The organism is Nocardia sp. NPDC050710, from assembly GCF_040654375.1.
Taxonomy (GTDB): domain Bacteria; phylum Actinomycetota; class Actinomycetes; order Mycobacteriales; family Mycobacteriaceae; genus Nocardia.
This window is the reverse complement of record NZ_JBFAHV010000001.1, coordinates 557,254-576,853: the sequence shown is the minus strand read 5'-3', so window position 1 is coordinate 576,853 and position 19,600 is coordinate 557,254. Positions and strand designations below refer to the sequence as shown.

At 68.5% G+C, this 19,600-nt stretch carries 17 protein-coding genes and 1 pseudogene; 10 read left to right on the top strand and 8 right to left on the bottom strand.

Features of this window, described 5'->3' with window-relative positions; all coding sequences use genetic code 11:
- The first annotated feature begins 116 nt into the window (after positions 1 to 116).
- The 5 genes from alaS (at position 117) to AB0H61_RS02620 (ending at position 6,335) form a co-directional block, all read left to right on the top strand.
- Positions 117 to 2,783, top strand: coding sequence for an alanine--tRNA ligase (gene alaS / locus AB0H61_RS02640; RefSeq protein ID WP_357298320.1), 2,667 nt, complete (start codon positions 117 to 119; stop codon positions 2,781 to 2,783).
- Positions 2,783 to 3,355, top strand: coding sequence for a Holliday junction resolvase RuvX (gene ruvX, locus AB0H61_RS02635; protein ID WP_357298318.1), 573 nt, complete (start codon positions 2,783 to 2,785; stop codon positions 3,353 to 3,355). Before alaS ends, ruvX begins: the two co-directional genes overlap by 1 nt.
- Entirely contained in the window at positions 3,352 to 4,902 is a 1,551-nt protein-coding gene (locus AB0H61_RS02630; protein WP_357298315.1) for an endolytic transglycosylase MltG, read from the top strand. The genes ruvX and AB0H61_RS02630 overlap by 4 nt, the downstream gene beginning before the upstream one ends.
- On the top strand, positions 4,877 to 5,734 hold the full coding sequence (locus tag AB0H61_RS02625; RefSeq protein WP_357298313.1) for a shikimate dehydrogenase: 858 nt from the start codon (positions 4,877 to 4,879) through the stop codon (positions 5,732 to 5,734). Before AB0H61_RS02630 ends, AB0H61_RS02625 begins: the two co-directional genes overlap by 26 nt.
- Before the next feature lie 124 nt (positions 5,735 to 5,858).
- Positions 5,859 to 6,335, top strand: coding sequence for a B-4DMT family transporter (locus tag AB0H61_RS02620; RefSeq protein ID WP_357298310.1), 477 nt, complete (start codon positions 5,859 to 5,861; stop codon positions 6,333 to 6,335).
- Between the two features lie 98 nt (positions 6,336 to 6,433).
- On the opposite strand, the gene aroB is transcribed toward AB0H61_RS02620, so the two are convergent.
- From aroB to AB0H61_RS02600, 4 genes and pseudogenes are all read right to left on the bottom strand, one after another.
- Positions 6,434 to 7,555, bottom strand: a complete 1,122-nt coding sequence (gene aroB / locus AB0H61_RS02615; protein ID WP_357298308.1) for a 3-dehydroquinate synthase — start codon at positions 7,553 to 7,555, stop codon at positions 6,434 to 6,436.
- A 613-nt stretch (positions 7,556 to 8,168) separates the two neighbouring features.
- A pseudogene (locus AB0H61_RS02610) lies at positions 8,169 to 8,837 on the bottom strand (shikimate kinase); the annotation flags it as partial.
- Positions 8,834 to 10,042: a chorismate synthase gene (aroC, locus tag AB0H61_RS02605; protein ID WP_357298305.1), complete on the bottom strand. Its 1,209-nt coding sequence runs from the start codon at positions 10,040 to 10,042 to the stop codon at positions 8,834 to 8,836. The pseudogene AB0H61_RS02610 and the gene aroC, both read right to left, overlap by 4 nt.
- 139 nt (positions 10,043 to 10,181) lie before the next feature.
- Positions 10,182 to 10,613 carry a prepilin peptidase gene (locus AB0H61_RS02600; RefSeq protein ID WP_357298303.1) on the bottom strand — a complete coding sequence of 144 codons (432 nt, stop codon included), beginning with the start codon at positions 10,611 to 10,613 and terminating at the stop codon, positions 10,182 to 10,184.
- A gap of 233 nt (positions 10,614 to 10,846) precedes the next feature.
- On the opposite strand from AB0H61_RS02600, the gene AB0H61_RS02595 reads away from it, so the two are divergent.
- The 3 genes from AB0H61_RS02595 to nusB are packed head-to-tail and all read left to right on the top strand — an operon-like array spanning position 10,847 to position 13,132.
- A complete protein-coding gene (locus AB0H61_RS02595; protein WP_357298300.1) occupies positions 10,847 to 11,974 on the top strand; it encodes a Xaa-Pro peptidase family protein in 1,128 nt (375 codons plus the stop codon).
- 50 nt (positions 11,975 to 12,024) lie between these two features.
- A complete protein-coding gene (gene efp / locus AB0H61_RS02590) occupies positions 12,025 to 12,588 on the top strand; it encodes an elongation factor P (protein ID WP_357298298.1) in 564 nt (187 codons plus the stop codon).
- Between the two features lie 34 nt (positions 12,589 to 12,622).
- The gene (nusB, locus tag AB0H61_RS02585; RefSeq protein ID WP_357298295.1) at positions 12,623 to 13,132 is read left to right on the top strand and encodes a transcription antitermination factor NusB; all 510 of its coding nucleotides are present in this window, start codon (positions 12,623 to 12,625) and stop codon (positions 13,130 to 13,132) included.
- 667 nt (positions 13,133 to 13,799) lie between these two features.
- Here the strand turns inward: nusB and AB0H61_RS02580 are convergent.
- Positions 13,800 to 14,744, bottom strand: a complete 945-nt coding sequence (locus tag AB0H61_RS02580) for an NADP-dependent oxidoreductase (RefSeq protein ID WP_357298293.1) — start codon at positions 14,742 to 14,744, stop codon at positions 13,800 to 13,802.
- Position 14,745: 1 nt separating this feature from the next.
- Positions 14,746 to 15,489: an alpha/beta fold hydrolase gene (locus AB0H61_RS02575; RefSeq protein WP_357298291.1), complete on the bottom strand. Its 744-nt coding sequence runs from the start codon at positions 15,487 to 15,489 to the stop codon at positions 14,746 to 14,748.
- A 143-nt stretch (positions 15,490 to 15,632) separates the two neighbouring features.
- Between AB0H61_RS02575 and AB0H61_RS02570 the strand changes: the two genes are divergently transcribed.
- A complete protein-coding gene (locus AB0H61_RS02570; protein ID WP_357298289.1) occupies positions 15,633 to 16,274 on the top strand; it encodes a TetR/AcrR family transcriptional regulator in 642 nt (213 codons plus the stop codon).
- 266 nt (positions 16,275 to 16,540) lie between these two features.
- Positions 16,541 to 17,770 (top strand): FAD-dependent oxidoreductase, encoded by a 1,230-nt coding sequence (locus tag AB0H61_RS02565; RefSeq protein WP_357298286.1) that lies wholly within the window; start codon positions 16,541 to 16,543, stop codon positions 17,768 to 17,770.
- 18 nt (positions 17,771 to 17,788) lie between these two features.
- Here the strand turns inward: AB0H61_RS02565 and AB0H61_RS02560 are convergent, their stop codons facing one another.
- Together AB0H61_RS02560 and AB0H61_RS02555 are read right to left on the bottom strand one after the other, a co-directional pair.
- A complete protein-coding gene (locus tag AB0H61_RS02560) occupies positions 17,789 to 18,385 on the bottom strand; it encodes a zinc-binding dehydrogenase (protein ID WP_357298283.1) in 597 nt (198 codons plus the stop codon).
- Positions 18,386 to 18,724: 339 nt separating this feature from the next.
- Complete coding sequence (locus tag AB0H61_RS02555; RefSeq protein ID WP_357298281.1) at positions 18,725 to 19,438, bottom strand: HD domain-containing protein; 714 nt, start codon at positions 19,436 to 19,438, stop codon at positions 18,725 to 18,727.
- Between the last annotated feature and the right edge of the window lie 162 nt (positions 19,439 to 19,600).

Below are 19,600 nucleotides of genomic sequence, written 5' to 3'. Positions count from 1 at the left end.
TTGGGAACCCGCCGCGGACCCGGCCGGGGGCTGGTGGGCCTAGGCATCCCGGCCGGTGGCGCGTGCACCCCGGTCGATGAAAAACCACGTGCGCGGCACCGGTAGGCTGGATATTTGTGCAGACCCACGAGATCCGACGGCGATTCCTGGACCATTTCGTCCGTGCCGGCCACACCGAGGTACCCAGCGCCTCGCTGATCCTGGCCGACCCGACCCTGCTGTTCGTCAATGCGGGCATGGTTCAGTTCAAGCCGTACTTCCTGGGCCAGGAGGCAGCGCCCTTCCCGCGGGCGACGAGTGTGCAGAAATGCGTCCGGACCGGCGATATCGAAGAGGTCGGCGTCACCACTCGGCACAACACCTTCTTCCAGATGGCGGGCAACTTCTCCTTCGGTGACTACTTCAAGGAGGGGGCCATCACCCTCGCCTGGGAGCTGATCACCAAGTCGCAGGAGGACGGCGGCTACGGCTTCGATCCGGAGCGGATCTGGGTGACCGCGTACGAATCCGATCCGGAGGCCGCCGAGATCTGGCACCGGGTCGCCGGGATTCCCGAGGAGCGGATCCAGTTCCGCGACGGCAAGGACAACTACTGGGATATGGGCGTGCCCGGCCCGGGCGGTCCGTGTTCGGAGATCTACTACGACCGTGGCCCCGAATACGGCAAGGACGGCGGTCCGGTCGTGGACGAGGATCGCTACCTCGAGATCTGGAACCTGGTCTTCATGCAGGACATCCGCGGCGAGCTGAGCCCGAAGCTGGGCCATCCGCCGATCGGATCGTTGCCGAAGAAGAATATCGACACCGGAATGGGCGTCGAGCGGGTCGCGCTGCTGCTCCAGGGTGTGGACAACGTCTACGAGACCGATCTGCTGCGCCCGATCATCGATAAGGCCGAGGAACTGACCGGCCGGTCCTACGGTGTCGAGCACGAGGACGACCGCCGCTTCCGGGTGATCGCGGACCACGCGCGTACCTCGGCCATGCTGATCGCCGACGGCGTCAACCCGGGTAACGACGGTCGCGGCTACGTGCTGCGCCGCCTGCTGCGCCGCATCGTGCGCTCGGCCCGCCTGCTCGGCGCGGAGAAGCCGGTGATCGGCGAGTTCATGAAGGTCGTCAGCGATCTGATGGCTCCCTCGTATCCGGAGCTGGCCACCGATTTCGCGCGCATCGAGAATGTCGCGGTGGGCGAGGAGGCCGCGTTCCTCAAGACGCTGAACACCGGCTCCAAGCTGTTCGCCGACGCGGTCGACGAGGTGCAGATCAAGGGCGGCAAGACGATTCCGGGAACGGATGCCTTCAAGCTGCACGACACCTACGGCTTCCCGATCGAGCTGACCCTCGAAATGGCCGCCGAGGCCGGGCTTTCCGTGGACGAAGAGGGCTTCCGCTCGCTCATGGCCGAGCAGCGGCGGATGGCCAAGGAAGATGCGCAGGCTCGCAAGCACGGGCATGCCGACCTGACCGTCTACAAGGAACTGGTCGACCGCGGCGCCACCGAATTCACCGGCTTCGACGAGCTCACCTCCGAAGCCCACGTGCTGGCCCTCATCTCGGACGGAGTCCGCGTCCCGGTCGCGACCGCGGGTCAGGATGTCGAGGTCATCCTGGATCGAAGCCCGCTGTACGCCGAGTCCGGCGGCCAGATCGCCGACCGCGGTTCCATCACCGCCGCCGGGGTGAAGCTGCGCGTCAACGACGTGCAGAAGATCGCCAAGAAGCTGTGGGTGCACAAGACCACGGTCGAACAGGGCCAGATCACCGAGGGCGACGTGGTGCTCGCCCAGTCGGATCCGGCCTGGCGGCGCGGCGCCACCCAGGGCCACTCCGGCACTCATATGGTGCACGCGGCGCTGCGCCAGGTGCTCGGGCCGAACGCGGTACAGGCGGGTTCGCTGAACAAGCCCGGCTACCTGCGTTTCGACTTCAACTGGCAGGGCCAGCTGTCCGAGCAGCAGAAGGCCGATATCGAGGCCGTCTCCAATGACGCCGTCGGCGCGGACTTCCCGGTGAACACCTTCGTCACCGATCTGCCGAAGGCCAAGCAGATGGGCGCACTGGCGCTGTTCGGCGAGAACTACGGCGACGAGGTCCGCGTGGTAGAGATCGGCGGCCCGTTCTCGATGGAGCTGTGCGGTGGTACGCATGTGCAGCACTCCTCGCAGATCGGCCCGATCACGGTGCTCGGCGAGGCGTCGGTCGGTTCCGGCATCCGGCGTGTGGAGGCCTTCGTCGGCCTGGATTCGTATCAGTACCTCGCCAAGGAGCGGGCACTGCTGGCCGGTGTCGCCTCCTCGCTGAAGGTGCCCTCCGAGGAGGTGCCCGCGCGCGTCGAACAGCTGGTGGAGCGGCTGAAGGTGGCCGAGAAGGAGCTCGAGCGCACCAAGATGGCCGCGGTGCTCTCCTCGGCGGGCAAATTCGTCGACGAGGCCGTGCGGATCGGCTCGGTGCTGCTGGTCGCCGTCGCCGCGCCGGAGGGTGTCCAGACCGGTGATCTGCGCACCCTGGCCACCGATATCCGTGGCCGGTTCGGCAGCGAACCCGCCGTGGTGGTGCTGCTCGGGAATGCGGACGGCAAGGTGCCGTTCGTGGTCACGGTGAACAAGAGCGCACAGGACCTCGGTATCAAGGCGGGCGATCTGGTCGGCAGCTTCGGTCCGAGCATCGCGGGCCGCGGCGGCGGCAAGCCGGAGATGGCGCAGGGCGCCGGATCCGATCCCTCGGGTATCGCGGCCGGCCTAGCGGCGGTCCGCGCGCGGGTGGCCGAACTGGCCGGGTGATGGGAGACCCCGAGAATCCCGAATCGACGGGCCGGCCGCGCGGTGCGGACCGGCCCGATGCGGCGACCGATCCAGGACGGGGTCGGCGCATCGCTATCGATGTCGGCAGCGTCCGGATCGGGGTGGCGTCCAGCGACCCCGACGGCATCCTCGCCACGCCGGTGGAGACCGTGCCGCGCGCCAAGAGTTCGCGCGGAGGTGGTCCTTCCGCGGATATCGCCAGAATTGCCGAAATTGTGCGGGAGTACGAGGCAGTCGAGGTCATTGTCGGCTTGCCACGCACGTTGCGCGGGGAGAAGGGGACCGCGGCCGGGCTCGCCATCGCGTTCGCCGAACGTTTGCAGCGAATAATTGCCCCCGTGCCGATCAGGCTTTCCGACGAACGTTTGACTACGGTGTCAGCTGCACGTGCATTGCGGGACAGTGGAGTTCGCGCGCGTGGCCAGCGGCAGGTAATCGATCAGGCGGCGGCCGTGTCGATCCTGCAAGGATGGTTGGACGAACGGAGTGCGGTGTTGAGGTCGGTCGAAGAGGCGTCGGTGCGTGACGCGTCGTCCGGGGACGATGCATGACGGATCGATGGGCGCGGGCCGAGGAACGCTACCGACAGCGCGAGGCTGATCGGCGTTATCGGCGAGACGACCGAGCCTGGGGCGGGCGGGACGGCCGGGACCAGCGCGGGCGGGCGGCGGGCGGGTCCGAGCAGGACGATTGGGATGACTACGAGGACGACACCAACGTCATCCCGCGGTATACCGACGAAGAGCCGTTGTACGACGACCAGCCGTTGTACGACGACGATGACGACCTTGCCGAGAACTACGAACCGGAGCCTGCCCCGCCGCCCCGCCCCCGGGGTTCGCGACCCCGTAAGGCGGGCGCGGGCGGTCCGGCGTCGCGCCGGGGCGGCCCATCGCAACGCGGCGGCTCGCGTCGTAAGCGTTCCCGGGCGGCCGCGCGCAAGGCGGTCGAGCGTAAGCGGCGGCGCCGCTATCTGTGGGTCATCACCGCGGTGTTCGTGGTGATGTTCGTCGGTGCGGCTGGTTTCGCGGTGATGAAATTCGCCAGGTCGATGGCCGGGCACGAGGATTACGCGGGACCGGCCGGACCGCTGGTGGTGGTACAGGTGCACCCCGGTGACACCGCCAAGCAGATCGCCTCGAGCATGGTCGACAAAGATGTCGTCGCCAGCAGCGGCGCGTTTTTCGAAGCGGCCGTGCGGAATACGAATATGAGTTCGGTGCAGCCCGGTTTCTACGCGATCCCGAGTAAGCTCCCGGCCGCGCAGGCGGTGACCGCATTGCTCGGTAAGGATTCGCGGGTCGGCAACCTGGTCGTCTCGGAGGGGCGCCAGTTGCACGACCAGCACGACGTGAACACCGGTGCGCGCAAAGAGGGGATCTACACCAAGATCGCCGCCGCCAGCTGTATCGGCACCGGCCCCGAGAAGAAGTGCGTGACCTACGAGCAGTTGGACGCCGCGGGCGCGAGCCCCGATCTGGTGGCGCTCGGCGTGCCCAGCTGGGCCGAGCAGTCGGTGCGTTCCGCCCCGGACCGCAGCAGGCAGTTGGAGGGGCTGATCGCCGCGGGCACCTTGGACTTCGACCCCAGCGGAACACCGCAGCAGATCCTGAACCAGCTGATCACCGCGAGCGCCGAGAGCTACCAGTCGACCGGGCTGCTCCAGTCCGGCGCCGAGACGAAACTCTCGCCCTATCAGACGCTGATCGCGGCATCCCTGGTCGAGCGGGAAGCTCTGCCGCAGGATATGCCGAAGGTGGCGCGGGTGATTGTGAACCGACTGGAGGAGGGCCAGCCGCTGGAGTTCGACTCGACCGTCAACTACGCGCTGGACCAAACCGAGGTCGCGACCACCGACGCGGACCGCGCCAGGCGCACCCCGTGGAACACCTACGCCATGGCGGGGCTGCCCGCCAACCCGATCTCCGCACCATCGCTGAACGCGTTGCGCGCCATGGAGAATCCCGAGCCGGGGCCGTGGCTGTACTTCGTGACGATCGATCTGAAGGGCACCACACTGTTCACCGAGAGCTACTCCGAACACCTGCGCAATATCGAAAAGGCCAGGCAGAGTGGGATTCTCGACAGTGGGCGGTGAGCGCGGCGGCGCGGCGGCGGTGAGCGAGGGCGTCCGCAAGGCCGCGGTGCTCGGTAAGCCCATCGCGCACTCACGCTCCCCGCAACTGCACCTCGCGGCATATCGCGCGCTGGGGTTGCCCTGGACCTACGAGCGCATCGAATGCTCGGCCGAGCAGTTGCCCGGCCTGGTCAGCGGGCTCGGGCCGGAGTGGATCGGACTATCGGTGACCATGCCCGGCAAGGAGGCGGCACTGGCGTACGCGAGTGAGCGCACCGAACGCGCCGTTCTGGTGGGTTCCGCCAACACGCTGATTCGCACCGCCGACGGGTGGCGGGCCGACTGCACCGATGTCGACGGGGTGCTCGGTGCGTTGCGCGGCGGCGGGGTCACGACGCTCGACCGGGCCGTCGTGCTCGGTGCCGGTGGCACCGCTCGTCCGGCGCTGCTGGCGCTGTCGGAGTTGGGCGCCGACGCCGTGACGATCATCGCGCGCGATGCCGCGAGGGCGCGCGGCGCGGTGGAATTGGCCGAACAGCTCGATATGACTGTCGCGGTCATCGGTTTCGACCCGGACGCGGTCCGCACGGTCTGCGTCGGCGCGGGTGCGGTGGTCAGCACGATTCCCGCGGAGGCCGGGGCCGTGGTCGCCGATGCGGTGGCGGCCGCGCCCGTGGTACTCGACGCCATCTACAACCCATGGCCGACACCGCTCGCGGAGGCCGTCGCCCGCGCGGGACATACCGTGGTCAGCGGCCTGCAAATGCTGTTGAACCAGGCATACGGCCAGGTGGAGCAGTTCACCGGCCGCCCGGCGCCGCGCGCGGAAATGGCCGCGGCGCTGGAGAGCTAGGCGAGAGCAACCGGTACTTCGGCCGACCGTGAACCGGTGGTGCGGTGTGGTTCTGCGGCGGAGGCGCGATTTCTGATACCGGTTCTAGTTCGGATCCGGGGAATCGGGCGTTAAGGTGGTCCCCATGAATGCTTGGGTATTGCGGGCCGTCGCGCTCGGCGCGCTGGTCGTCGGGCTGCGCGCCGTGCTCGGGTTCGCGATGGTGAACTGGCCGACGCAGGGGTCATGGATGCGGCTCTTGTGCATGGTCGTGCTGCTCGCCGTCATCCTCTTCTGGGGCGTGCTGGACGGTCGCAGGGACCGGATCGCCCACCCCGATCCCGAGCGCGGCTCCGATCTGACCATCCGGTGGTTGAAGGCCGGGGTCGCGGGCGGTGTCGGCAGCGGAGTGGCCGCATGGGTGCTGGACTTCTTCCCCAAATTCGATCTCGGCGACAACGGCCTGCTCTTCGAAGCCACCGCCGGCGCCTCGTTCATCGTTCTGGTGATCTTCGTTCCCGCCCTCATCGGCGTGGGCATCGGCCGCATGCTGGTCGGTCGCCAGGCGGACAAGTCGGCGACACCGCCGCGCGCCGGGAACCCCATCTCCACCCCGGTCTGACCGAACGACAACGGCGCACTTCCCATGGGAAGTGCGCCGTTGTCGTGCTCACGGACGCGGGTGGGTCCGACACGGTCGGTCTCGGCGCCCACCTGCCACTACAGCAGGATCGCGCCGCCGCTGGGGCTGTCCTCGCGGGCGATGGCGGAGTATGCGGCGGCCAGCAGGGTGGGGTCCGGCCCCTCGAGGCGGCCCGGCTTGGCGAGTCCGTCCAGGACGACGAATCGCAGCACGCCGGAGCGGGTCTTCTTATCGGTCTGCATGGCATCCAGCAGCTGCGGCAGCGCGTCGGCGTCGTAGGAGGTAGGCAGACCGACGGAGGCCAGGACGGTCCGGTGGCGGTCGGCGGTGGCGTCGTCGAGGCGACCGGCGAGGCGGCCGAGTTCGGCCGCGAAGACCAGGCCGACGGAGACGGCCGCGCCGTGGCGCCAGCGGTAGCGCTCGCGGCGCTCGATGGCGTGACCCAGGGTGTGGCCGTAGTTGAGGATCTCGCGGAGGCTGGACTCCTTGAGATCGGCGGCGACAACATCGGCTTTGACCTGGATGGCGCGGCGAATCAGCTCCGGGAGCACCTCGCCGGTCGGGTCGAGGGCGGCCTCGGGGTCGCGCTCCACCAGTTCCAGGATGACGGGGTCGGCGATGAAGCCGGCCTTGATGATCTCGGCCATACCCGCGACGATCTCATTGCGCGGCACCGTCTCCAGGGTCGCCAGGTCGACCAATACCGCCGCCGGTTCGTGGAAGCTGCCGACCAGGTTCTTACCCGCCTCGGTATTGATGCCGGTCTTGCCGCCGACGGCCGCGTCGACCATGGCCAGCAGGGTGGTGGGCACATGCACGATCTGCACGCCGCGCATCCAGGTGGCCGCGACGAATCCGGCTAGGTCGGTGGCCGCGCCGCCGCCGAGGCTCACCACGACGTCGTTGCGGGTCAGCCCGATACGGCCGAGCACCTCCCAGCAGAATCCGGCGACGGCCAGATCCTTACCGGACTCCGCATCCGGGATCTCCACCCGGTGCGCGTCGATCCCGGTGTCCGCCAGTGCCTTTCGCACCACTTCGGCGGTCTCCGTGAGCGGTGGCTGATGGAAGATCGCGACCGTCCGCACACCCTTGGTCGCGCCCGTCACCGACTCGACGAGCTCCCCGAGCAACCCGCGCCCGATGATCACCGGGTACGGGTCGGCGGTCTTGACCTGGATACGACTCGGCTCTGTCACGGATGCTCCGATTCTCTTGGTGCCAATTGCTGCGGTGTGCACGGGTTCGCCGCTCGAATCCCGCTCGGATGCCACATCGTTGTCACGAGCGCTGCTCCGATTCGGTGCGCGCCGGCTGTTCTGCCGCGTGGGCCCTGCCTCGCCGGGCGCGCGCCCGGCGGGCCCGGCCGCTGGACGATGATCGGTCGCCGGACTCCGCCGTGCGGTTGTCATTCGAGTCGGAACGCGAGCCGGTCGTATCGCCGTCGGGCGATGCGGTGGGACTGCGGCGGGGCAGCCACTGACGAGCGGTGGCAGGCGGGGCCTCGGCGGCCTCGGCGCTCGAGGTGCCGCTCGGTGCTCCCGCCGCGCGGCGCGCCCGCCGTGGACGGCCGCCCGAGTTCTCGGAAGGGGTGGCGTCACCGCCGGATCGGCGGGAAAGCCAGGATCGCCCGGCGGGAGTACCGCCGTCGGACAGGCTGGTCGCGGCGCCATCGGATCGTGCGCCGGTGGCCGCGCCGGGGCCCGAATCGGCGGCGGACACCGCGGGCGCGTTCTCTGGGCGGCGACGACCACGAGCGCGTCGCGGACGTCCGCCGGACGTCGCGTCGTCCGTGCGCTCGGACTGCTCGCCGGTCTGTTCGGCGGATGCGGCCCTGCGGCGGGCCGCGGCGCGGGCTCGGGCGCGGCGGCGGGCCCGCGATCGGTTGCTGCCCGATGGTGTCGGGTTCTGGGCGGTCGTATCCGGTTCGGGCTCCGCGCTCGGTGCGACGGGTTCCATGCCCAGTTTCGCCAGGATCATCCGCACCACCCGGCCCGGGCTGCGGCCGTCGGTACGCACCCGGACGGTCGCCACCTCGCGGTAGAGCGGGCGGCGCTTGCGCATCAGCTCGCGATACTTGGCGCCGGGGTCGGCGCCGTTGAGTAGGGGGCGCTGATTGCTCGCACCGGTGCGCCGCAGTCCCTCGGCGACACTGATCTCCAGGTAGACCACGGTGCGGTTGCGCAGTAACGCCCTGGTGTCCTTGGACAGCACCGCGCCGCCTCCGAGCGACACCACCCCGCGTTCGGCGAGGATGGCGCGGCGTACCACCCGCTCCTCGATTTTGCGGAATTCGGGCTCACCATCGGTGGCGAAGATTTCGGGGATGCTTCGCCCGGTCTCACGTTCGATGCCCGCGTCGGTGTCGTACAGCTCGACCCCGAGTTCCCGGGCGAGCTTGCGGCCGATCGTCGATTTCCCTGCTCCGGGCGGTCCGACCAGCACCACGCGCGGCGCGCGCGGGTCGGTCTGGACGATCATTGCGACCGACTGTCCGCGGGCACGTGTGGACGGGAGCTGACGCGCTTGATGTAGCTGTGGATGTTGTCGACGGTCTCGGTCAGCGAATCGCCGCCGAACTTCTCCAGCGCCGCCTGCGCGACCACCAGCGCGACCATCGCCTCGGCGACCACGCCCGCCGCGGGCACCGCGCATACGTCGGAGCGCTGGTGGATCGCGACGGCTTCTTCGCCGGTGGTCATATCCACGGTCGCGAGCGCGCGCGGGACCGTGGATATCGGCTTCATCGCGGCGCGCACCCGCAACGGCTCGCCGTTGGTCATGCCGCCTTCCAGGCCGCCCGCGCGGTTGGTGGAGCGCAGTACGCCGTCCGGACCCGGCTTCATCTCGTCATGCGCCTTGCTGCCGCGACGGCGCGCGGTTTCGAAACCGTCGCCTACCTCGACACCCTTGATCGCCTGAATGCCCATGAGGGCGGCGGCCAGTCGCGAATCGAGACGGTCCGCACCGCTGATGAACGAGCCGAGCCCGACCGGCAGGCCTTCCACGATCACCTCGACGACGCCGCCCAGGGTGTCGCCGTCCTTCTTGGCCGCCTCGATCTCGGCGATCATGGCCGCCTCGGCGTCCTTGTCGAATGCGCGCACCGGGCTCTCATCGATGGCGGCCAGATCCGCCCCGGTCGGGGTGACGCCGGTGGTGTTCGCGGCCGCGCCGATGGAGACGACGTGCGAGACCACCTCGACGCCGAACGCCTGGCGCAGGAAGTTGCGCGCCACCGTACCGGCGGCCACCCGGGCCGCGGTCTCACGCGCGCTGGCCCGCTCCAGCACATTGCGGGCGTCGTCGAAGTTGTACTTGAGCATGCCGGAGTAGTCGGCATGCCCGGGGCGGGGCCGCGTAAGTGGCGCGTTCCGGGCCATATCGGCGAGTTCGTCGGGATCCACCGGGTCGGCCGACATGACCGCGGTCCACTTCGGCCACTCGGAGTTGGCGATCTCGATCGCGACCGGTCCGCCCATGGTGCGGCCGTGTCGGACGCCGCCGACCATGGTGACCTTGTCGGCCTCGAACTTCATCCGGGCGCCGCGCCCGTATCCGAGTCGGCGGCGGGCCAGTTGTGCGGAGATATCGTCGGACGTCACCTCGACACCCGCGATCATCCCCTCGAGGATGGTGACGAGAGCGGGACCGTGAGATTCTCCAGCAGTAATCCAGCGCAGCACGTTCTATATCCTTCCATGTCGGGGCCCATGCGCCCGCATCCGGTCGGTGGTGATCAAGGGCACGCCGCCGCATCTGCCTGCCCACTTCCTCATCGCCGGTCACCGGCGCGGCCGCAACCCCTAATCGGCGGGCGAATCGTCACGGCGGCAGCGCGACCAGGGCGAGCAGGGTCGCCAGGCACATCGCCGGACCATGCGGCACGGTGTGATCGGTCCGGCGGGCGGCCAGCAGTGCCGCCCCGGCCAGCGCCGTCAGCACCGGCGCCGCGAGCGCCGCGCAGACCCACGCCTGCGCGCCACCCAGCGCGGACGCCGCTCCGAGTCCGGCGGCCAGCTTCACATCACCCGCGCCCAGCGCCGCCGGTGCGGCGATGTGGACGAGTAGGTACGGCGTAGCCAGCAGCATCGCACCCAGTGCCGCTGTTGTGAATTGTGTTGTGAACAGCGCGTATCCGAAAACACCGGCCGCGCCGGTTCCGGTGAGTGCGTTCGGTAGCCGCCGCTGGTGTAGATCGAACCAGCCGAGCGCCGCACACCACATCGTGAGCACCGCAAACGCTATGAGGGACATGCCATCCAGCCTCGCCGGTCCCGCCCGGTGTTCCACCCGTGGAACGCGAAATGTGCATAAGTTCCACGCATGTGAACATCCAACGTGTCGCAACAACGGATTTCGTGAGCGCCGGGTAACTCGTCGGTAGGGCCGAGGCGTGCCCACAGCCCTTGCCCCCGATGCCGATGTCACCTGCGTGGCATATGAATCTGGCGTCCAGATCCGGGGACGCGGGGGAGTAGTTTGAACACATGTCTGCTGATCACGCGGGCCGTGGGCCCGACTACGCGGCGCGCCGAGGTGCGTTGCGGAGTCTGCTGGTGGAGAACGAGGTCGACGCGCTGCTGGTCACCGACCTGGTGAACATCAGGTATCTGACCGGATTCACCGGGTCCAATGCCACGCTGCTCGTCCATTCCTGGGATATGCGGAATGCGGAGGAGCGCACCGTGATCGGCACCGACGGCCGTTACCGCAGCCAAGTCGCCGAGCAAGTGCCGGATCTGCGGTCCGAAATCGCACGGGCCACCGCCCGTCGGATCGTGGCGCTGGCGGGGGAATGGCAGCTGGGCCGGATCGGTTACGAGAGCCACGTCGTCACCGTCGACCAGCATCGCGGCTTCGTCGAGCAGGGCACAGGCCTGGAGTTCGTCGCCGCTCCCGGCCTGGTCGAGCAGCTGCGCACGGTCAAGGACGCCTATGAGATCGAGCAGCTGCGGGCCGCCTGCGCGGCGGGCGATGCCGGGTTGGCCACCCTGCTCGAACGCGGCGGGCTCCGTCCCGGTCGCACCGAGCGGCAGGTGGCCCGGGATCTGGAATGGGCGATGTTCGAGCACGGCGCGGAGGCGATCGCATTCGAGACCATTGTGGCGACCGGCGCGAATTCCGCCATTCCGCACCATCGACCCACCGAAGCGGTGCTCGCGGCGGGCGACTTCGTCAAGCTCGATTTCGGTGCCGTGATCGGCGGCTATCACTCCGATATGACCCGCACCCTGGTACTCGGCGCACCGACCGATTGGCAGCGCGAGGTGTACGCCCTGGTCGAGGAGTCGCAGCGGGCCGGACGCAAGGCGCTGCACCCCGGCGTCAAGATTTCCGACGTGGATGCCGCGGCGCGTTCGGTGATCGAGGCGGCCGGGCATGGCAATTTGTTCGTGCACGGCCTCGGGCACGGGGTCGGATTGCAGATCCACGAAGCGCCCGGAATCGCCAAAACCGGAACCGGTACACTTCTGTCTGGTGTGGCGGTGACCGTCGAACCAGGTGTGTACTTTCCCGGCCGCGGCGGGGTCCGGATCGAGGACACGCTCGTGGTGCGCGAAGGGGGCCCGGAGCTGCTCACTCACACCAGCAAAGACCTGACCGTCGTCGAGTGACGCCGGTTGCCCGAGACAATGTTGTTTTACGAACTAGGAGATCCGAGACAGTGGCGGACACCAGCGACTTCAAGAACGGCCTCGTGCTGAAGATCGACGGTCAGCTCCAGCAGATCGTCGAATTCCAGCACGTCAAGCCGGGTAAGGGCCCCGCCTTCGTGCGGACCAAGCTGAAGAACGTCGTGTCCGGCAAGGTCGTAGACAAGACCTTCAACGCCGGTGTCAAGGTGGAGACCGCCACCGTCGATCGTCGCGATATGACCTACCTGTACCACGACGGCACCGACTACATCTTCATGGACGGCGAGACCTTCGACCAGATCTCCATCCCGGAGGCCACCATCGGTGAGGGTGCTCGCTTCCTGCTGGAGAATATGGCCGTCCAGGTCGCCGTGCACGAGGGTGCGCCGCTGTTCGTCGAACTTCCGGTCTCGATCGAGCTCGTGGTCCAGCACACCGATATCGGCCTGCAGGGTGACCGCTCCACCGGCGGCACCAAGCCCGCCACCCTGGAGACCGGTGCCGAAGTGCAGGTCCCGCTGTTCATCAACACCGGTGACAAGCTGCGCATCGACTCGCGCGACGGCAGCTACCTCGGTCGAGTCAACGCCTGATCGCCGGCAGCGGCGTACAGGGATAATGGTGACCGTGGCGGACCAGCCCGGAGATAAGAAGTCCACATTCAAGAAGCTCGGCGCCAGGCATAAGGCCCGCCGCCGCGCGGTGGATCTGCTTTTCGAAGCGGAGGCCAGGGATGTGGACGTGGCCGACCTGCTCACCGAGCGGGTCGATCTGGCCACCCGCGACCAGTCGGTCGCACCGGTGCACGCGTACACCCGCACCCTGGTCGAGGGCGTGGCCGACGATTTGGACCGGGTGGACGGCACCATCGAGTCCTACCTACAGGACTGGGCGCTGTCCCGCCTGCCCGCGGTGGACCGTGCCATCCTGCGCATCGCGGTATGGGAGTTGTTCCACGCCAATGATGTTCCGCCGGTGGTCGCGGTGGATGAGGCGGTGGAGCTGGCCAAGGAGCTGTCCACCGACGACTCCCCGTCCTTCGTGAACGGCGTGCTCGGGCAGGTCGTGCTGGTGGCGCCGCAGGTGCGGGCCGCCGCCGCGGCCACCCGTGCTCCGCGCCCGGAGCCGGAGGCGTGACCGCCAGGTACGCCGACTCGGCCTGAGCTCAGCGCAGCAGCCGCACACTCGATCAACGAGTGTGCGGCTGTTGTCGTTTCGGGGGGTCGAGTACTGATCCGATGCGGTTGAGCCACTGTCTCGCCCGGCCCGGGACCGGCGCTCGTACCCGGCGACAAAGCCGCGGCCGAGTCGTTCCTCCACGACAGCCTGAAGCTCGATGTGATCCGCCGCTACGAGATTTCCTCTCGGAAGGTGACATTCACGCCCCGAGATGGACGACAGCTACTCATCGAACCTCTGAGCGTGCAACTCGGCATTACCGTAACTGATGGCGTCCTGACGCACTGGCGTGGCCAATATGATTCGTATACACGGGATTTCGTCGCTTTTGCGAGGAGGTCTACCGCCAGCCCTGAGCCCGCATGGCCCCGGTCCGTCCGTGGGTGTACCGGGAATCGGCGGGAGCGCACACCGGGAGTCCCCTGGGCCTGACATATTCGTGACCCCGGCTCCCGCCGGTAGGTGTACGGGATCCGGCGGGAGCGCACCGTGAGCGATGCGATCGCTCTCGGAATGGGGGTGTGCGCCCAGTCGTCGAGGTGAATCGGCCGGCCGGACACCTCTTCGATTATTGATCCTCAACTTCACTCGAGGTCAAGGGATCCGGCGGTGACGTGAGCCACGGTCAGTCGTCGGACACGGTGAGGACGACCTTGCCGGTGGTGCGGCCCGCCGCGATGATCCGGTGTGCCTCTGCGGCCTCTTCGAGTGGGAGCACCGTGTCGACGTGGACCCGTAGCTTCTTATCGGCGACGAGATCGGCGAGCGCTTCCAGTCCCGTGTGATCGGGTTCGACGAGGAATCCGCTGGCCCGCACGCCGAGTTCGGCTGCGCGCTTGTACATTCCGGGCGTCCATCCGGCCTGGGCGTTGACGAGAAGGCCGCCGGGGCGCAGGGTCTCCATTGCGCGCAGGGCCGGTTCGCCGCCGAACATCTGGATGACGATGTCGACGTCGCGCACCGTCGCCGGAACATCGGTGGTCGTGTAGTCGATGACTTCGTCGGCTCCGAGTTCGCGCAGGAACTCGTGCTTATCCGCGCGGGCCGTCCCGATCACATACGCGCCGACGGCTTTCGCGATCTGGACGGCGAGATGGCCGACGCCGCCCGCGGCGGCCGACACCAGTACGCGCCGGCCGGATGCGACGTGCGCGGTATCGACCAGCATCTGCCTGGCCGTCAGCCCGGCCAGTGGCAGCGCGGCGGCCTCGATGAAGCTCAGCCCTTCCGGCATCGGTGCGAAGTGCCGCGACGGTGCGGTGACGTACTCGGCGTACGCGCCCGCGGCCCGGGGGAACCACGGCATGCCGTACACCCGGTCGCCGGGTGCGAATCGCGTGACGCCGTAGCCGACTTCCTCCACGACCCCGGCGACATCCCAGCCATTGACGAACGGGAGCTCGAGGACGCGGTTATAGGCCCGGCCTTCCCTGGTGAAGTAGTCGATCGGGTTGACCCCCGCCGCGACGACTCGCACCAGCACTTCGGTGAATTCCGGTTTCGGACGGTCGATCTCGACGTGCCGCAGGGTCTCCGGCCCGCCCCATTCCCGCTGTTGGACTGCGCGCATCTCATTGCCTTTCATTGTTGTTCGCGACCGCGGCGGTGTCGGCCGCGCGAAGGAGGAGTTCGGTCAATGCCGGTGCGGCGGTGACCATGACGTCGTGACCCGATGCCACTTCGTAGACCGGCCAACCGAATTCGTGAGCCCACGCCGCGAAGGGAATCGCGTTCCCGGGTGTGGCGGTGATCGCGAGAGTGTCGATCCGATCGACCGCGCCGGTCAACCGGGTGGGTTCATCGAAGGTACGTAGCGGATGTGCGGTGAGCCGGTCCCGCAGCCAGGCGATGTCGGCGGGATCGTGCACGCCGACCTGCTCCGGTGCGGGCGGCGGAATGTACCGGCCCGCACCGTGGCGCCCGGCGGCGTCGCGCATCGCGGTGACGAACGGCGCCGGGGCGTGGTCGTGCATCGATGTGCCGTCGGCGCCGACCCACGCGTCCACCAGCACCAGTCGGCGAATCCGGTGCGGCACGGCGTCGGCCGCGCCGCGGACCACGAAACCCGCGTAGCTGTGTCCGACCAGGATGACGTCGGTGAGGTCGTGCTGCTCGAGCACCTCGACGATATCGGTGACGTGGGTCTGCAGGCCGACGTCCGGGGTGAGCAAGTGGGCGCACTCGCCGAGCCCGGTGAGCGTCGGCGTGTAGACGCGGTGGCCGGCCATGCGCAGCGGCGTGGCGACGCGGTCCCAGGCCCAGCCGCCGTGCCAGGCGCCGTGGACCAGAACGTAAGTCGATGGCGTATCGGTCACGAGATCCTCCAAACTAAGTGGACGCTCGTACTATTACTTCTGGGCGTCTGAGCTGTCAATATCTCAGTAATGTGCGGATCATCTGGCTAAAATTATGGGACAGCTGTCCATCTATTATGGTAGAGTGTCGGAAGGTGGTGCGCATGATGGTCGAGACCAAGGTCGACGGGCGAGTGCAGCGCGGGGAGCGATCCCGCCGCGTGATCCTCGATCGCGCGATGGACATTGCCTCCGTCGAGGGTCTGGAGAGCCTGTCCGTACGGCGCCTCGCCAGCGAGTTGGAGCTGAGCAAGAGCGGCGTATTCGCCCAGTTCGGTTCGAAGGAGGAGTTGCAGCTCGCCACCGTGCGCGCGGCCGTCGAAGTCTTCGTCGCGGAAGTGGTGAAACCGGCCCGCAGGGCGCCCGTCGGCATCCGACGGGTGTGGGCCCTGGCGGATTCGTGGTTGACCTACGCCGCCGCACCGATCTTCAGCGGCGGATGTTTCTTTCTCTCCGCCGTTTCGGAATTCGACGCCAGGCCCGGCCGGGTGCACGATGCCGTGGCCGCCGCGCGCCGGGATTGGTTGCGGCTCTACGAGACCGCGGTCGCCGAGGCGATCGAGCTCGGTGAGATCGATGCCGATGCCGACCCCGCGAACCTGGCCTTCGAACTCGACGCCATCGCCAGGGTCGCGGGCCAGGACGCGCTGCTGTTCGACGATCCGTCCTACTACGACCGGGCGCGCCGCCTCGTGCGTGCGCGCTTGAAAACGATGGCGACCGCCACTTCGCCCGTGATCCCCTAGCCGGTGAGCAGGAGCCGCTACCGCGGCGCATCAATCCCCAACGAATCGCCGCATGCGCCATGATCATCGTGGACACGTACTTGATGGCCGAATACTGAGGCTCCGCTGAACCGATCCGGCTCCGACAGGGCGGCTCGCGTTCGCTGCCGCATTCCGGGCGGGCGCCGGGTTGCACCGCACTAGAATCGGTGCGGGCGTCTTCATCGGATATCGCACATCCGCGACCGGATGTTCCCGGCGCGTGAGCACGGACGGAGGCCGGGTCGGTGGAGCGGACGACATGCGTGGTGGTGGGCGGCGGACCGGCGGGCATGGTGCTCGGGCTATTGCTCGCCCGGGGCGGTGTCGAGGTGACGGTACTGGAGAAGCACGCGGACTTCCTGCGCGACTTCCGAGGTGACACCGTGCATCCCACGACGCTAGATCTGCTGGACGAGCTCGGGCTCGGCGCGGAATTCGCGAAACTGCCCGCGAGCAAACTCGAATCGATCCAGTTGCCGATCGGCGGTTCGGTGCAGACGCTCGCGACGCTGAAAAACCTTCCGGGCAAACACAAATACATCGCGATGGTGCCGCAGTGGGATCTGCTCGACCTGCTCGCGCGGGCCGGGGATCGGGAGCCCGGTTTCCACCTTCGGATGAATACCGAAGCCACCGATCCGGTGTGGTCCGATGGCCGGGTGGCCGGCATCCGATACCGGACCGCCGACGGCGGCACCGGGGCCATCGCGGCGGATCTGACGGTGGCGTGCGACGGCCGCAGCTCGGTGCTGCGGGCGGCGGCCGGGCTGTCATCCCGGAGCTGGCCTACCCCGATGGACGTGTGGTGGTTCCGCCTGCCCCGCACCGAGATCGACCCGGCGGGCGCGATTCCGGTGCTCAGCGCGCACCGCTCCGCCATCATGCTGGACCGCGGCGACTACTGGCAGTGCGCGACCCTCATCGCCAAGGGCAGCGACGAGGCCGCGCGCCGCGGCCCGGTCGGCGATATCCTGCGCGGTATGGCGGCGGTGTTGCCGTGGCTGCAGGACCGGGTGGATGCGCTGCGGAGTTGGGATGAGGTGAAACTGCTCGACGTGAAACTCGACCGGCTGGACCGCTGGTACATCGACGGCCTGCTGTGCCTCGGCGACGCGGCGCACGCCATGTCCCCGGCCGGCGGGGTCGGTATCAACCTCGCGGTGCAGGACGCGGTCGCCGCCGCCGGAATTCTGGCCGCACCGCTGGCCGCGGGCACCGTGACCACCGCGGACCTGGCCAAGGTGCAGCGCAGGCGAGCCATCCCGACCGCCATTACGCAGGGCATGCAACGCTTCCTGCATGCCCGGGTCATCGGCCCGGCGCTCGCGGGGCGGGTGAATATCGCCAACGCGGACCGGGCTCCGCTCTCCCTTCGCGTTTTCCGCCGTATCCCGGTGGTGCGCAGCATCCCGTCCTACCTGATCGCCCGCGGCGCCCTTCCCGAACACGCGCCGGAGTTCGCCCGGCGGGCCTGAGCCTCCTTGGGTTGCTCACTATGTGTCGGGCCGCAGAATGATCTTGCCGAGCGGTACCCGATCCTCGAGCAATCGGTGGGCCTCGCTCGCCTGGGTGAGGGGTAGCACGGATTCCACGAGCGCCTCGAGTTCGCCCGCGACCGCCGATTCCAGCGTCGCCGCGCGTTCCGCCGCGACGCGTGCCAGCCACTGCGGCCCAGCGCATCCGACGAAGGTGAGCCCGCGGGTGATCAGATCCATCGCCGAGAGCTGCGCAGGTGCGCCGGACAGGAATCCGTAGCCGAGCATGCGCCCACGCAGCGGCGTCATGACGTCGGCCGTCTCCCCACCGATCGAGTCGAAGACGACATCCACCGATATCGCGCCGAGAGTTTCTCGCAACCGTGCGGGCCACTCCGGATCGTTGTGGTCGATCACCTCGTCCGCGTCCAGCTTGCGCGCTCGTTCGGCCTTGGCCGGACCGCCCGCCGCCGCGAGGACACGGTGCGCACCGCGCCGCGCGACGAGCTGGGTGAGCGCGGCCCCGACACCCGTCGCCGCGGCCTCGATCAGCACCGTCTCGGTCCAGGTGAGTGCGGCCGAATCGAGCAGTGTGCGCGCTACCGAGCCGCCCATGAGTACCGCCGCGGCATCTGCCGAGGACAGGCCGCCGGGTATCGGGCGCGGAGGCGGCCGGTGCGCACACACATTCGGCGTAGACGACCGTCCCAGGGAACGCGCCGACGCCGCGCGCAACCGGCGCGCCCCGATTTCGACGCGGAAGCGGTCGGGGCGCTGTTACTGGCGACGTTGGGCGGCGAACTCGTGTCGCGGATGGTGCGGGCGGGACAGTCCGATCGCCTGCGTGCCGCGGTCCGCGCGCTGGTCGAATCGGTGCTACGGGCGCCGTGCTCCACCCGGTGCGGTCAGCGGATCGCAGGGGTGCGGTGCGGCGTTCGGTGCCGACCGGCCGGATCAGTCGCGCGCCAGGATGGCGTCGAACCGCCTGTCGGCGTTGTCCAGCTGGCCGAGGATGTGCTGCTTGACGTGGTCCGCCAGCGGCGTATCCGGGCGGGTGACGAGGTCGCGGTACACATCGGTCAACGGCCGGTATTTGGCGGCGAGCCGCTGCATCACCGGACCCGTGGCATAGAGGATGCCCACACCGTTATCGGTGAAATCGGAGAGTTTGACAATGCGTGCCCACGGCGAGCGCTCCAGATTGGCCGCGACATGTTCCCGGTATTGCACATGCCGATCCTGGGTCGGATCGGGCGGGGGATTGGTCACCGCGGCGATGATATCGGCGACCCGGGTGCCGAACCGTTCGGCGAGTTCGCTCAGCGCGGCGTCCGCCGGTTCGCCCGGGCGGGTCCCCGCCAATTCCCGGGGATGATCCTCGACGGAGTCGTGCAGCAGCCCGGCGATGACCAGATCGGGCTCGCGCACCTCGTAGTGGCTGACTATTCGGATGGCTACCCGCAGCAGATGGTTGAGGTACGGTTCACGCCCGTATCGGTCGTCGCGGTGCAGGTCGGCAGCGAGCTCGAGTGCCTCTTCGAGCCGATCCGCCCCGGGTAGGTCCGCGATTTCGAGCATCAGTCGGTCACGCAGTCCGGGCCCGCCGTAGACGTCGCTGATCGTGTGCAGCGGCATTACGGCCAAGACCCCCGCCCCTGGATTGCTCATACCCTTGCCTCCCCGATGCTCCGCTCCGGCATGCGCGAACCGTGCCGAAGCACGATTCGCTCACTCCGTTCGCTCATACAGCCAATCTATCCGGGCGCACTCGCGGGCGCTGTGCTCTGCGACACTTGCCGCCGCATCGCACCGGCGAAAATGCGTTGCCGA